Origin of the sequence: Algibacter sp. L4_22 (assembly GCF_023473045.1) — a bacterium.
GTDB lineage: Bacteria > Bacteroidota > Bacteroidia > Flavobacteriales > Flavobacteriaceae > Algibacter.
Genome location: NZ_JAMCOK010000004.1, coordinates 200182 through 215582 on the forward strand (window position 1 = coordinate 200182; position 15401 = coordinate 215582).

Sequence of the window (15401 nt, forward strand, 5' to 3'; positions counted from 1 at the left end):
AGAGTAATCTGTTATATCAACCAACAATAGGTGTGTAAAAAAAATGGATTTCTTTAAAAGTAGTTTTTTTGTTTTTAAAATATTGTATATCAATAATTTGTAGTTTTGAGGGGTTTTAGTTTTAGAAAAAGGGAAGTTGTATTTTATTTTATTTTATTTTATTGAAGATCATTTTTTTCGACGAAATACCTGATGATTCTAAATATTTAGTGATTAATTAGCCGATTAATAACGTGATATGACGTAAAATTTAACGTTATTTGTAAGAAATAAACCGTTAATAAACTATTAAAAAATGAAAATTTTAAAACTGAAAAGTATTGCCTTAATGTTAGTTGCAGTTGTAGGAATCTCTTGTGGATCTAAAACCGATAAAAAGCCATTACAAGATGAAACTTTAAGTAGTTTTATGTTGGGTGGTATCTATTTTACAAATGGTTATGGAGGCATAGCTGAAGTGAATAATATGCTAAGTGATTATAAAACAGACGAAGATATTGTAGCAGGATATAAAGAATTATATGAATTTCCTTTTGAAAGAACCGATAAATCTGGTGCTCAACGTATGTTAAGAAGCATGTGGGATATAACAAATAAATCGACCTTATTAGAATCTATTACAGATTTACAAACTAGAGATTATAAATATAAATCGTGGGACTATGCACGAATAATTAATAATGCTTGTATGGGGTATGCATCTGGATATTTAAATAAGGAAGAAGTTAAAGAAATAGGCCTAAAAACATTAGAGTTAGCCCGCCAAAAGTATGCTAGTTGGGAAGCATACTATACCGATTTTAACTTAGGAAGAGAAGATTGGAACCCTGAGGATAATGATAAAAAAGCATTTGAAGAATTATCAAAGAATATCTTTAAGGCAGAAAAATCTGTTTATAAAATATTACCGTTGCAACTAAATAAATAGTACTTAACCTTAGGTAAGTATATATTACTCTAAAAAACTATAAAGGATGCTTTAATAAGGCAATACTTTATAGTTTTTCTATTTTAGGCCTAAATAAAACTTAATACATAAGCGGGATTTCAAAGTAGTATTTAAAATATTTTCTTAAAAACCTATAATAGCAGAAGTGCATATTAAAAATTTTTTATTTCATGAAGCAACGCATATTTACCCCCGCTAACACTCTTTTGTAACGAATGCCCTATATCTTAATAACAAAAATAAACAACATTAAAATTTTAGATAGCTTTTGTATTTTTAAATAATGAGTAGAAAATACAAGTTTAAGAATCCAACAGGTACCTATTTTGTTTCTTTTGCTACTGTATATTGGATAGATGTATTTACTAGACAAGAATATTTTAATATTCTTAATCATAGTTTTTTTAAATTTTCTTTTACCCTAATTTAAGTAGCACAGAATTAATCTGTCGTTAAAATTTTGATAAATGTACAAGTACCTATAAATAAAAAGATCCATTAGAAGAGTATCTAATGGAGCCTTGTGTTTAAGATTTATAATATTTAATTCTGAATACTCATATCAATTATTTGAATTTCATCGTTATTTAGTCCTAATTTATATATCACATTATTAATATCTGATGTATCCATAGTGCTAACCAAATTTGAAGGCATAACAACAATTCTAAAAATTTGGTTCAGCATAAATTCATCATCTGCTAAAGTTAGGTCATCACTTTCAACAATAATATCTACATCACCTATTGTGTAATTAAAACGGTATTGAAGATATCCGCCGCCATCAAAAAATATGGTAGCAGTAGGTAAAGGTTCCCAAACATCTAAATCATCAACAATTTCTTCAAGTCTATAGACTAGAACAGCGTCTCCATTTACAATTTCTTGAGGAAAAGTAAAACGAACTACATTGCTGCTTGCAGAGAAATCTATATTGTCAATTTCATATGTGCTACCAACTATAACTTCACCATCTAGTCCATCTCTTCCATCACTTCCTGAGCAAGAAACGAATAATACTAATGATAACATTCCTAGTAACTGTATCCCTTTTTTCATTTTATTTGAGTTTTAAATATTGTTTTTCACGTTTAATGATAGAATCAAAAAGTATTTCATAAATATAATAAAAACTGTTTTAAAAGTAACATTTTATTAAACGAACTATTATTCCTCGCTAGCACTTGTTTGTAACGAGTGCCATGCCGATTAAGTTCTACAAAAAAAAATGAGACAAGCTATCTATTCAATTAGGTAGCTTTTTGTGTTTTTAAGATATGAGTAGAAAGCATAAATTTTATAATCTAACAGCCACATATTTTGTTTCGTTTGCCGCAGTATATTAGACAGATGTATTTACAAGGCAAGAATATTTTAATATTCTAGTATAAAGTATAGACTATTGTAGAAAAGAAAAAGGCATGGAAATATTTACATATTGCTTTATGCCTAACCATGTGCATTTTGTTTTTAGAGATTCTAAGGAAGACCTAATGAGTCTATTGAGAGGTTTTAAAAAATATACATCTAAAAGAATATTAAAAACGATTGAAGAAAATCCTGCCGAAAGTAGAAAAGAATGGTTATTATGGATGTTTAAAAAAGCTGGAAAAGAAAAAGGTAATATCTCAAAACATCAATTTTGGCAACACAATAACAAACCTATTGAGTTACGGAGTACTGCTGTAATAAAACAAAAAATAGACTAAATCGATAATAACCCTGTTGTTTGTGGTTTTGTTAGAAAACTATAGATTGGAAATATAGTAGCGCTAAGAATTTTGCAGACGATCATATAGTATTAAGAATTCATAAAATCAGTAAATAACTGATAATCCATTATTTAAAAACTGCTGTATTTTAAATCGTGTTCCAAAACGTATTCGGTTTTGTGTTCACTATTATTAGTGAAATTTTGATGAAGTAATTTTTTTTTATTGTTAAATGAGAATAAAATAATCTCTTTTTTTATATAAATTATATGTTTTTTCAATATAAAGACGAGTCATTATAAAACAATCACATTTTAAATGCTAGTGCAAAAAGATACTTTTGTTTGCAATTGATTACCTAGATAGATTTACGAATCTATGTAAGTTTTAAAATTGTCCAATATAATTAATGAATATGTCAAGGTTATTATTACAGAGTTTTTTGTTAGGATTTAATTTTAAAAAAAAATGTATGCGCAGTGGTGCTAACGATAGAAAGGGTTAACAGATATATAATGTTTTTTGCTATGTATCAATTATTTTATTCACTGTAAAAAATTCTACCCTGTATTTTTCAATCCACTAGATAAAGAATTTATAATGCTTAATAATTTGGTGAGGATCTGCTCTTTTTCGGTACTACTTTCACCTTCTATTGCTCGCCATTGTTTTATGTAATCAATGTGTAAATGATGTAAGACTTTTAGTTTTTCATCTCGCCATAGAATGTTATCGTATTGACCTTTTCTTCGAATAGTTGCTGGCTCTTCAAAAAGGTCTTCTATTAAACTGAAACAATTATCATAATCTGTTAAGATTTTGGACATGAATACTTCTCGTTCATCAGTAATTTCATCTAAATCAGCATACAAATCCATCATTTCTTTATTAGAAAGTATTAGATTGGTTTCGGTTTGTATCACTAAAAACTTAAGGAATGGCCAATTGTTTATACTTGTCTTCAAGTTTTCAAATGCCTCAGGTTTTTCTGTTTTTAAAGATTTTAAGGCGTTTCCAAGTCCATACCATCCTGTTATGGTAATTCGAGAAAGATTCCAGCTAAACACCCAAGGGATAGCTCTAAGATCATCAAGGGATCTTGTTCCTGTTCGTCTGGCTGGTCTTGAGCCTATTTTACTTTTTTCCAAAACATCAATACAAGTTGCTTTACCATAGAAGTTGATAAAACCCGGGGTTTCTATTAAATCTCGGTAATGCTCAAATGATTTTTTAGACAAGTAGTCCATTATTTCAATTGGAAATTTATTAGAGTCTACATTTTGTTTGTCTAAAATAGTTTGTTTTGCTACTCCAGAAGCCAAAGCATTAAGGTTGTAGGTCGCTGTAAGGGGATTCCCGAATAACTGGGCAATCGTTTCTCCTTGAACAGTGATTTTTATAGTTCCGTTTACCGTATTTGTAGGCATGCTTTCTAAAAAGCGATGATATTTTCCGCCGCCTCTACTAATCGTTCCACCTGCGCCATGAAAGAAATATATACTGAAATTGTTTTTCACCGCAATTTCAGAGAGTTTTTGTTCCGCTTTATACAAATTCCACTTACTCGCAATAGTTCCGCCGTCTTTATTGCTATCACTATAGCCGAGCATAACTTCTTGCTGATGATCTATTTTTGAAGCTCTAAGTAGGGTTGTGGGATGTTGTAAAAACTTGTCTAAAATGCCAGGGCCATTATGTAAGTCCTCAATAGTTTCAAAAAGAGGAACAACTTTGATAGATGTGTTTAACAGCTGTGTTTCTTTCATCAAGAAGTAAACAGCTAGTAAATCACTAAGTTTTCGGGTCATACTGATAATAAATGAACCGATACCTTCTGAACCGTATTGGTTGATATGATTACGAATAACGCGGTAACAATCCAAAACATTATCCGCTTCTATACCATAATGAACTGTTATATCGGTAATAGTAGAGTGGTTCTCTAAAAGTTTGTTCAAGTAGGTTACTCGTTTTTCTTCATTCCAATGTTCAAAATCAAAATCTTTTTCACCTGTGGCTTTTAAAATTTGCGAAATAGCTTTGTCGTGAAATGTACTGTTTTGTCTTATATCTAACCAAGCCAAATGAAAGCCAAAACAACTTACTGCTCTCTCCAAAGAGAATAGTAAATCTTCTGCCAAACCTTTCATCCCATTTTCAATAAGAATATCTCTGAAAAATTTAAGATCTTCTTTAAGATCTTTACTGGATTTGTAATACGAATTAGAATCTGCAAAATTGTTAGAAATGGTGTTTTCTAATTTAACAATTAGTAAATTAATATATTGTCTACAAGGTTCATAAGGGTTTCTTTTAAGTACTTTTTCTCCTTGTAGCCCTAATGCTTTAGATTTGTTTTTAATAATTTCTGACAGCTTGTACGGAACAGGATTCGTGATGGCGGATACCGAAAATTTTATTGCAGCGTTAATCAATTGCTTCTTAATAAGTGAAAGCGCATTTTTTCGCAACAATTCTAAAGTTTCTTTTGTGATACTTGGAGTTACAAATGGGTGTCCGTCTCTATCTCCACCTACCCAATTTCCAAAATTAATTTTAGGGAAAACATCAGGATTTTTTATTTTATCTGGGTTTAGCCCTACTTCAATCCAAGATCCTTTCATTTGTTCATCGCTTCTTTCTAGTACAGCAGGGAAAATTCGGGTAAAATAATATATAATATTAGCTCGTTCATCTTCAATATGTGGTTTTTCAAGATATATTTCACCTGTTCTCCACCATCTCTCTAAAAGGTTTATGATGTTTTCTTCTATACTATTTTGTTCAAGTTTACTTAACGAAGTATTCTCTCTTTTTACTAAAAGTAAATATAATTCTCTATGAATTTCAATTACGGTAACACGTTTCGCCTCGGTTGGGTGGGCAGTTAGAACAGGAATGACGTGGGTATCTGAAATTGATTGTAGCATTTCTTTTTCTGTAATTCCTTGGTCTTTCCAAAGTTTAAAAGCTTCTGCCCAACTACCTCTAATAGAATAAATTTCTTCTTGATTTTCCATTTTTCTGCGGTATTGCGTAGCCGCATTTTCCTCAACCATAGTCATTAACTGAAAATAAATACTCAAGGATTGAATAATCTTATCGCTTGAGAGTTTTCCATTGTCTATTTCTGAAAAACTATTGTTTTTTATAAGTTCAACTACTTCATTCTCATTAATTCGTGAAAGCATTTCAACATAACAATAAATAATAAAGTTTCGATCTTTAATAATCTTTTGAAATGTATTGTTTTTATTCATGTTAAAATCCTGTTTTTTATTGAATTGCTCTTAGCAGAGAAAGGAACTTGTGTAATGTTTACTGTGTTTTGAAAGAACCAATATAGCAAAAAAAACGATAACCATAAGGAAAACTATTTATAAAAAACGAGTCTTTACCTTGCAATAAATTTTATACATCTTAGATTTGATTTCTATTAAATTAAATAAAAGTCAGAAAGAACAAAAGTGTATTATATTGAAATAGGTTGACTTTATTTATACATTCAAACTATTTTTGTTTTAATTCATCAACAATTTACCATTTTTCGAGTACAAAACAAGCTTGTTGGTAGTAGGTTATTCGACTTCAAAGTAATTGTAAACATTATTAAATTTTGTTTTCATATTTTCAATTAAAGCTTGAGCATTTTTAATTGATTTTTCTTCAATTAATGAATGCATATCACTTTCTACACCATTGAAAAAATTATGTATTTGTTCAAATTTGTCACCTGTATAAGATTTATCTAACATTATAAACTTAGCTTGTTCAAATAAATCTTTTCCAAATTGGTTGTAATCCTTAATATCATTAGATTTAAAGCTGTGTAAACTGTTTGTGATGCTATCTAATATTTTAATAGTTTCAGATTTTAATTTCCATCTATTTCCATTATTTAATTGTAATCCTCCCATCATTTGCATTCTCATTTTTGGAGCATTACCAAAATCGTATTTATAAATTGTTTCAGCAATTAATTTTAACTCATCCTCATTATAAATTAATTTAGGCATTAAGTTGAATTTTTTAATAGCCCCAGGCATTAAAGTATTTTCTTCAGATGGGTTATTTACAATATTGGTAATTGCTTTTATAAAGTCTTCTTTATTTTGATAATTTGGTGAATAATGTTCTTTAATACGCAACATTGGAGGTGCAATCATTTGGTTCATTTTGGCAGGGTCGGGTACTTCCAAATGACAGATGTAACACTTGTTCTCCATAAGTTTATAACCTTTTGTGTTTTTAAGGTCTTGTTGGGATATTGCAATATTTTGTGTTTTTTTTGTTTGGCTATTATTACACGAAGTAAAAAAGATACTTACTATTATAGCAATTGATACTATTTTTATTAAATCTATCATCTTCTTTTTTTTTGTGAAAAGATATCAGGTGCTAGTAAAAACACCTGATATTTTAATTATTTATTTTTAAATTTATTTGCTTGATTTTTTGCAAATTCTGAAGGTGAAATTACACCATCCTTATCCAAATCAATACTTTCAAACGATGGAGCACTAGCTTTGTTTCTCATCATACCACCTTTTTTAGCATTTTCAGTTTGTCTTTGTGCTCTTACTTTTTCAAATTCTGAAGCTGTAATTTGTCCATCTTCATCAAGATCAAAAGTTTCAAAAGAAGCTCGGTTTTGCATTCTACCAGTCATACCTTGTCCATTTTGTGTATTTGATCTGTTATTAATCATATTTGCTTGGTTTTTTGCAAATTCATCTTTAGATAGTTTACCGTCACTATTTAAATCAATACTTTCAAACGATGGAGCACTAGCTTTGTTTTTCATCATACCACCATTTTTAGCGTTTTCAGTTTGTCTTTGTGCTCTTACTTTTTCAAATTCTGAAGCTGTAATTTGTCCATCTCCATCAAGATCAAAAGTTTCAAAAGAAGCTCGGTTTTGCATTCTACCAGTCATTCCTTGTCCGTTTTTTGTATTTGATCTGTTATTAATCATATTTGCTTGGTTTTTTGCAAATTCATCTTTAGATAGTTTACCGTCACTATTTAAATCAATAGTCTCAAAAGATGGTGAAGTAGATTTGTTTCTCATCATACCACCATTTTTAGCATTTTCATTTTGTCTTTGCTCTCTTACTTTTTCAAATTCTGAAGCTGTAATTTGTCCGTCTCCATCAAGATCAAAAGTTTCAAAAGAAGCTCGGTTTTGCATTCCTTTAGCCATTCTACCACCTTGTGAATAAGAATTGATACTAAATAACAATATTGTTACCAAGGATGCTAATGTGATAATTTTTGTTGTTTTCATTTTATTATCTATTTAAATGATTTTTTTCTAATTGTTTTTATAATTTTTTTCTTCTGGCATTGAAATAATATCGTTTGAATTAACCATTGCTTTAAACGTTTGAAATAATTTCACCTTTTGCTTTTCATTACAACTTTCTTTCATATTAAGGTAATATTGGATGGTTAAATTTTTTAATTCAGTATGCAGAGAACCTAAATCTTTTGATAATTTATTAAGAGTTATAGTATCTGATTTTTCTTTACCTAACTCTGTTAATAAATCATTTCTATTCTTATCCATTTTTTCAATAATGATATCAGAATTTTCATGATACTGATGCCTAATTTTCTGAAATGCTCTATGTTGTTTATTTGAGAGATTTAATGCTTCCCTAAAAAAACGACCTAAGTGATTGGTAGGCATTACTAGTTCCTGGTTATCTTGTACCGTATAATTCGTAACGCCTCTTTTATTATATAAAATAGTTCCTACTATTGCAAGGTTAAGTAGTGTTAAAAGAACTATTATTCCTGTTAATATTTTTGTGTTTTTTTCCATTTATTTTTATTCTTTTTTTAATAAAATGGTTTCAATTTTCTCAAGCTGTAAATCATTGAAATAAATTTCTGATTTGTTACTAAAAGTAGAAAATTTATTATTTGTTTCGTTGTTTATATTAACAATATTATAACCCGAATATAGCGTTAGTATAACTAAAGATATTGCTATAATTGGTTGAATAAGTCTTTTTCCAAAGTATGAGTTATAAATACTTTTTTGGCTTTTATTTTCAGTGATTTCATTCATGATTTCCATATATAAATATGGATTATCTTCTAGTTTTTCCTTTCCATTGGTTAAACTATATGTCACTTTTAACTCATTTACTATGCTCTTATAATTATCTGAATTATTTATAATACTACCTACACGAGTCATTTCTTGAGCGGAAAGTTCTTTGTTAAAGAATTTCAATAATATATTATTTGATAATTGAGTTTTCATTGTGTTGCTTTTACTTATTAGACACTGTTTATGGAATAAACTTTTGCTTTATTTTATTTTATTTAAAATATTTTTTTGAACATTTATTTTAGCTCTATGAATAAGTCCTTCTACTGAAGCCAATGAAACATTCATAATTACGGCTATTTCTTGATAAGGAACCTCTTCATATTTATGAAGAATAAAAGCAGTTTTTTGATTTTCGGGAAGTAATTGTATTGAATTTCTTAATATGTTTAGCCTTTGTACTTTAATAGGGTTAGATTCTTCTTCTATTATTGAAGTTGGCTCTTCTATTTGTTGCTCGTATTTAGTGTTTTTATTAAATAAGTTTTCAATACTTTTAAAAATATTTCTTTTTTTATTGTCTCTAATAAAATTGAGTGATTTGTTAACGGCTATTCTGTACAACCAAGTTGATAATTTTGATTGATAGTTGAATTTTTTTATGGATTCAAATACTTTAATAAATACTTCTTGCGTAATATCTTCCGCATCATTTTTGTTATGTGTAAAATGAAAGCAAGTATTTAAAACAAGAGATTGGTACTTGTCAACTATTATTTTGAAATACAGTTGATTTCCGTCTATTATTCCTGAAATTAATTCTTCATCTGTCATTTATTGTTACATCATTTATATTGGTTAGACACAAATAAAATTGTAAACTTTTGAGTTTTTTTATAAATTATATAATATTCGTTTTTTTTAACTGTTTTGTCCTGAAATATGGCTAGCGGTTAAAATTGGTTTTACGCTGATAATTGATATACCATGATTTGGTGTTTTATAGTCTAAAGGTAAATGTAATCTTATTTGGTTGTACAATTTAATTGCATTTTTTTGCTGCTTTTTTGGAGTGATCTTGTAGGCTTCCCTTTTTTAGGACACCTTAAAATTCGACAAATAATTATTATTTATCCCCAATTTGATGAAGAATTTAAATTCTTTATCCGCAACTATAGAACTTTCTATAAATTATAGAAAAGTGCATTAAACTTAATAAATTTAAGTTTGACCGTTAAAGTTTTGTTGAAGAAAAACAGCTATAATTTATTAATTGTTTAATGTAAGATTAAGTTTAAAACCAAAAATAAAATTATAAGATGATAATGGTGTAAAAACATTTTTTTTGCACCATTTGTGATATAAAATGTTTGTTTTGTTACAAGTCTGTTTTTGCTTTAAATGTAATTTTATCCCAGTCTTTATAGCAATTAAAGTTATCTAATTATTAATACAGATGTACAGATATTTAAGATAATAAAATTAAGCTAAGATTCCCAAAAAAAACAAATATTATATTAAAAAATATAAACTGGAATAATCCAGTTTTTTAATACGCGATCGATTGTATTATTTAGGATTAGACATAGGGAGTTCGTCAATTAAAGTGGCGTTAGTTCAAATTTCAAACGGCAAAAGTTTAGGTGTGGTACAAGAGCCCAAAGAAGAGATGAGTATGTTCGCCGAAAAGAATGGCTGGGCAGAACAGAAACCAGAAGATTGGTGGTATCATGCATGTAAAGCCATTACAAAATTAAAAAAGCAACACAATATAACAAGAACTCAAATTAAAGGTATTGGTATTTCTTATCAAATGCACGGTTTGGTGCTTATTGATAAGCAAGGAAATCCACTTCGAAAAAGTATAATTTGGTGCGATAGTAGAGCCGTAGAAATAGGACATACTGCTTTTTCGGAAATCGGGGAAGATACATGTGCTGAAAACCTATTAAACTCACCATCCAATTTTACAGCCTCAAAATTGAAATGGGTAAAAGAAAATGAGCCAGAAATATATAAGCGCATATATAAATTTATGTTGCCGGGTGATTATCTAGCTTATAGATTTTCTAATGTTATAAATACGACTATATCAGGCTTATCCGAAGGGATATTTTGGGATTTCAAAAAAGATTCAGTTGCAGATTTTCTACTAGAACATTACGGCCTAGATAAAGCCTTGGTTCCGGATATTGTGGAAACTTTTGGATTGCAATCTGTGGTCGATAAAAAAGGGGAAATAGAAAGTGGTATTGCAGCAGGAACTCCCATTTATTATAGAGCAGGAGATCAGCCAAACAACGCCTTGTCTTTAAATGTTTTTAACCCAGGCGAAGTTGCGGCAACAGGTGGTACATCAGGCGTCGTGTATGCCGTGACCGACAGCTTGTCTGTTAAAGAAAGCTCAAGAGTTAACAATTTTGCACATGTCAATTACCAAAAAGGACAACCACCTCGGATAGGTAAATTATTATGCATAAACGGGGCAGGCATTCAGTATAGATGGTTACTGAATAATTTGGAAGTAAATTCTTATGAAGCTATGAATACATTGGCTTTAGAAATTCCAGTGGGATCTGATGGCGTGTGTTTAATTCCATTTGGTAATGGTGCAGAACGCATGCTAAATAATAAAGAAGTAGGCACCAGAATAGTTAATTTGAATTTAAATAACCATCATAAAGGCCATATGTGTCGTGCTGCGCTAGAAGGTATCGCCTTTTCCTTTGTATTTGGTATGGAGATATTGAAATCCGATGGTATCAAAGCTAAAGTGATTCGTGCAGGAAACGACAATTTGTTCCGTTCGGAGATATTTGCAAATACCGTAGCAACATTAATAGGGCAAGAAATAGAAATTTATAATACTACGGGAGCTATCGGGGCAGCAAGAGCAGCAGGTTTACACAAAGGTGATTTTGATGATTTTGGTAAATCCATAATGGATAATGACCACGTTATGACCTTTATGCCTTTCAAAGACAAGGAGCCATATTTAAAAGCTTACCAAAATTGGAAAAATGAATTAGAACTTATATTAAATAAATAATAAAGATTTGGGCGTTACCAAAATGGTCGGGCTTTCACAACTCGCCTTTTTTGTTATGTTACATTGGGCGTAGTCAAAAGGTCTTCTCACAACAAAAAAGAGCTCAAACAAATTGCTCAATCCCTAACGCAAATAGTAACTAAAAATTAACAAGTAAACATAAAAATTATGGCAATAATAGGAAACAAAGAGTACTTTAAAGGAATAGGTGATATTAAATTTGAAGGCAAAGAGTCAGATAATCCATTAGCATTTAAATACTACAATCCAGACCAAGTAGTAGCAGGAAAAACAATGCGCGATCATTTTAAGTTTTCAATAGCGTATTGGCATACGTTCTGTGGACAAGGTTCAGACCCATTTGGTCCAGGAACTCAAAATTTTCCATGGGATCAATCTTCAGACCCTATTCAAGCGGCAAAAGATAAAGCAGATGCCGCCTTCGAATTTATAAGTAAAATGGGCTTTGATTATTTTTGTTTTCACGATTTCGATTTAATACAAGAAGGAAAAACCTTTACTGAATCGGAACAAAGATTAGCAACCATTACCGATTATATAAAAGGAAAGCAAGCAGAAAGTGGTGCTAAATTATTATGGGGAACAGCCAACTGTTTTTCAAACCCACGTTACATGAATGGCGCTTCTACCAATCCAGATTTCGATGTGGTTGCTAGAGCAGGTGGCCAAGTTAAATTAGCTATAGATGCCACCATAAAGTTAGGTGGAGAAAACTATGTGTTTTGGGGAGGTCGAGAAGGTTATATGTCGTTGTTAAATACCGACATGGGGCGAGAGTTAGACCACATGGGGCAGTTTTTAACTATGTGTAGAGATTATGCTAGAGCGCAAGGGTTTAAGGGGAATTTCTTTATAGAGCCTAAACCTATGGAGCCATCAAAACACCAGTACGATTTCGATTCTGCAACCGCTATTGGATTCTTAAAAGAATATGGTTTAGATAAAGATTTCAAAATTAATATTGAAGTAAATCATGCCACATTAGCACAACACACGTTTCAGCATGAAATTGAAACCGCGGCTAAAGCAGGCATGTTAGGTAGCTTAGATGCTAATAGAGGTGATTACCAAAACGGATGGGATACCGATCAGTTCCCAAATAACATTCAAGAAACTACAGAGGCCATGTTAGTTTTCTTAAAATCTGGTGGTTTACAAGGTGGTGGTGTTAATTTCGATGCTAAAATAAGAAGAAACTCAACAGATATGGAAGATGTATTCCATGCCCATATTGGTGGAGCAGATACATTTGCAAGAGCGTTATTGACTGCTGACAAAATTATTACTTCTTCAGCTTACGATAAATTAAGAACAGCACGTTACAGTAGTTTTGATGCTGGTAAAGGAAAAGATTTTGAAAGAGGGAAATTAAATCTTCAAGATTTATATAAGATTGCTCAAGAGAACGGCGAATTGAAATTACAGAGTGGTAAACAAGAATTGTTCGAAAACATCATTAATCAATATATTTAAAACGAATAGATTGTGGTAAAATTAGTGAAATTTTTCTATCATAATTTATTATACAATTAATTCAAGGTAAATTATAATATTTTATAAATAACAAAACATGAATGACATTAATTTAAGAGCAGCAGATAATATCAGAGCATTAGCCATTTCAATGGTTGAGCAGGCAAATTCTGGACATCCAGGTGGGCCAATGGGAGGCGCTGACTTTATGCATATTTTATATTCAGAATTTCTAAATTTTGACCCTAGTGATATGGCTTGGCCATTTAGAGATCGTTTCTTTATGGACGCGGGGCATCTATCCACATTATTATATGCGCAATATTATTTATTGGGTAATTATAAAAAAGAAGATTTAAAAAATTTCAGACAATGGGGATCAGTAACTCCAGGCCATCCAGAGGTTGATGTTGAAAGAGGTATTGAAAATACGTCAGGGCCTTTAGGTCAGGGGCATACCATGGGCGTTGGAGCAGCTATTGCCGCAAAGTTTTTAGGGGCGCGTTTTGGCTCTTGGATGAATCATAAAGTTTACGGATTTATTTCAGATGGAGGCGTTCAAGAAGAAATTTCTCAAGGTGCAGGACGAATTGCTGGGCATTTAGGCTTAAACAATTTTATCATGTTTTATGATGCGAATGATGTGCAATTGTCTACAATGACAGAAGAAGTTACTTCAGAAGATACTGCAAAAAAATACGAAGCTTGGGGGTGGAAAGTGGTTACTATTGATGGTCACAATCATGATGAAATTAGAAAAGCTTTAAAAGATGCTAATAACGAGCAAGACAAACCAACCTTAATAATTGGTAAAACAATTATGGGTAAAGGTTGTGTTACCGAAACAGGTGCTATGTGGGAAGGTCATTGTGAATTACACGGACAACCCATTGGGCATACAGGAGCCGATTTTAAGGAAACTTTAAAAAACTTAGGGGCAGATGTAAATGATTCTTTTGGGAAATACACGGATGTTGAAGCTTTTTACGCAACACTTTTAGAAAATAAAAAAGCAGCAGCAGCAGTAAAAAAAGAAGAAATAGCAACTTGGAGAGCATCAAACACTGAATTATCAATTAAATTAGATGGTTTTTTAGCAGGAAAATTACCTAAATTGGATTTTGAATCTGTAGTGAACAAACCAGGATTGGCGACAAGGGCTGCTTCAGCAAATGTATTAGGATATTTAGCGCAAAATGTAGAGAATATGATTGTGTCTTCAGCCGATTTATCTAACTCAGATAAAACCGATGGGTTTTTAAAGCATACACATGCTATACAAAAGAACGATTTTTCAGGAGCATTTTTACAAGCAGGAGTTGCTGAATTAACAATGGCTGCCATTGCAAATGGTATAGCTTTACATGGTGGTGTTATTCCAGTAGTTGCCACATTTTTTGTGTTTTCAGATTATATGAAACCAGCTATTAGAATGAGTGCCATTCAAGAATTACCTGTAAAATATGTTTGGACACACGATGCTTTTAGAGTAGGTGAAGATGGTCCAACACATCAACCCGTGGAACAAGAAGCTCAAATTAGGTTGTTAGAGAAATTGAAAAATCATAGTGGAAATCCTTCTTTTACGGCATTACGTCCTGCAGATTCTGCAGAAACAAATGTGGCTTGGAAAATGGCGATGGAAAATGATAAAACTCCAACAGGATTGATTTTATCGCGCCAAGGGATAAAAGATCTTCCAGCAACAACTTCAAGATACGACCAAGCATTAAAAGCTAAAAAAGGAGGTTATACCGTTTTAGAGGTTGAAAATCCAGATGTCGTTTTAATAGCTAATGGTTCAGAGGTTGCCACTTTAATTGAAGGTGCTAAGTTATTAAAGGAAAGGGAAAACATAAAAGCGAAAGTAGTATCTGTTCCTTCGGAAGGTGTTTTTAGATTGCAATCAAAAGCATATCAGGAAAGTATTATTCCAATCAGTAAACCTAAATTTGGATTAACAGCGGGTTTACCGGTTAATTTAGAAGGATTAGTTGGTAACAACGGAAAAGTTTTTGGTTTGGAGCATTTTGGATATTCGGCACCAGCCACTGTATTAGATGAGAAATTCGGATTTACAGGAGAGAACGTTTTTAAACAAGTTACAGAATTATTAAAATAATAAAATTAGAAAAA

The 15401-nt window shown here is 31.0% G+C and carries 12 protein-coding genes and 1 pseudogene; 6 read left to right on the plus strand and 7 right to left on the minus strand.

All coding sequences use genetic code 11. The features are described 5' to 3' along the window. Positions 1 to 295 precede the first annotated feature (295 nt). Complete coding sequence (locus M4I23_RS12515; RefSeq protein WP_249754611.1) at positions 296 to 928, plus strand: DUF1266 domain-containing protein; 633 nt, start codon at positions 296 to 298, stop codon at positions 926 to 928. Between the two features lie 304 nt (positions 929 to 1232). After that, positions 1233 to 1340 (plus strand): annotated as a pseudogene (locus tag M4I23_RS12520) (transposase); the annotation flags it as partial. A 152-nt stretch (positions 1341 to 1492) separates the two neighbouring features. Here M4I23_RS12520 and M4I23_RS12525 read toward each other — a convergent pair. Beyond that, positions 1493 to 2008, minus strand: coding sequence for a hypothetical protein (locus M4I23_RS12525; RefSeq protein ID WP_249754612.1), 516 nt, complete (start codon positions 2006 to 2008; stop codon positions 1493 to 1495). Between the two features lie 362 nt (positions 2009 to 2370). On the opposite strand from M4I23_RS12525, the gene M4I23_RS19860 reads away from it, so the two are divergent. After that, the gene (locus tag M4I23_RS19860) at positions 2371 to 2658 is read left to right on the plus strand and encodes a transposase (protein ID WP_306799994.1); all 288 of its coding nucleotides are present in this window, start codon (positions 2371 to 2373) and stop codon (positions 2656 to 2658) included. Between the two features lie 563 nt (positions 2659 to 3221). Here the strand turns inward: M4I23_RS19860 and M4I23_RS12535 are convergent. The 6 genes from M4I23_RS12535 to M4I23_RS12560 all read right to left on the minus strand — a co-directional run bounded on the left by M4I23_RS12535 (position 3222) and on the right by M4I23_RS12560 (position 9556). Then, entirely contained in the window at positions 3222 to 5921 is a 2700-nt protein-coding gene (locus M4I23_RS12535; RefSeq protein WP_249754613.1) for a phosphoenolpyruvate carboxylase, read from the minus strand. A 318-nt stretch (positions 5922 to 6239) separates the two neighbouring features. Next, on the minus strand, positions 6240 to 7028 hold the full coding sequence (locus M4I23_RS12540; protein WP_158850644.1) for a hypothetical protein: 789 nt from the start codon (positions 7026 to 7028) through the stop codon (positions 6240 to 6242). Positions 7029 to 7084: 56 nt separating this feature from the next. Beyond that, the gene (locus M4I23_RS12545; RefSeq protein ID WP_249754614.1) at positions 7085 to 7948 is read right to left on the minus strand and encodes an EF-hand domain-containing protein; all 864 of its coding nucleotides are present in this window, start codon (positions 7946 to 7948) and stop codon (positions 7085 to 7087) included. Between the two features lie 27 nt (positions 7949 to 7975). Further along, positions 7976 to 8488 carry a Spy/CpxP family protein refolding chaperone gene (locus M4I23_RS12550; RefSeq protein WP_249754615.1) on the minus strand — a complete coding sequence of 171 codons (513 nt, stop codon included), beginning with the start codon at positions 8486 to 8488 and terminating at the stop codon, positions 7976 to 7978. Positions 8489 to 8494: 6 nt separating this feature from the next. After that, a complete protein-coding gene (locus tag M4I23_RS12555; RefSeq protein WP_249754616.1) occupies positions 8495 to 8935 on the minus strand; it encodes a hypothetical protein in 441 nt (146 codons plus the stop codon). Between the two features lie 48 nt (positions 8936 to 8983). After that, positions 8984 to 9556: an RNA polymerase sigma factor gene (locus M4I23_RS12560; protein ID WP_249754617.1), complete on the minus strand. Its 573-nt coding sequence runs from the start codon at positions 9554 to 9556 to the stop codon at positions 8984 to 8986. 730 nt (positions 9557 to 10286) lie between these two features. Here M4I23_RS12560 and M4I23_RS12565 point away from each other — a divergent pair. The 3 genes from M4I23_RS12565 to M4I23_RS12575 all read left to right on the plus strand — a co-directional run bounded on the left by M4I23_RS12565 (position 10287) and on the right by M4I23_RS12575 (position 15387). Further along, entirely contained in the window at positions 10287 to 11771 is a 1485-nt protein-coding gene (locus M4I23_RS12565; protein ID WP_249754618.1) for a xylulokinase, read from the plus strand. 168 nt (positions 11772 to 11939) lie between these two features. Next, complete coding sequence (xylA, locus tag M4I23_RS12570; RefSeq protein WP_249754619.1) at positions 11940 to 13265, plus strand: xylose isomerase; 1326 nt, start codon at positions 11940 to 11942, stop codon at positions 13263 to 13265. A 97-nt stretch (positions 13266 to 13362) separates the two neighbouring features. Next, positions 13363 to 15387, plus strand: coding sequence for a transketolase (locus tag M4I23_RS12575; protein ID WP_249754620.1), 2025 nt, complete (start codon positions 13363 to 13365; stop codon positions 15385 to 15387). Positions 15388 to 15401: the final 14 nt, after the last annotated feature.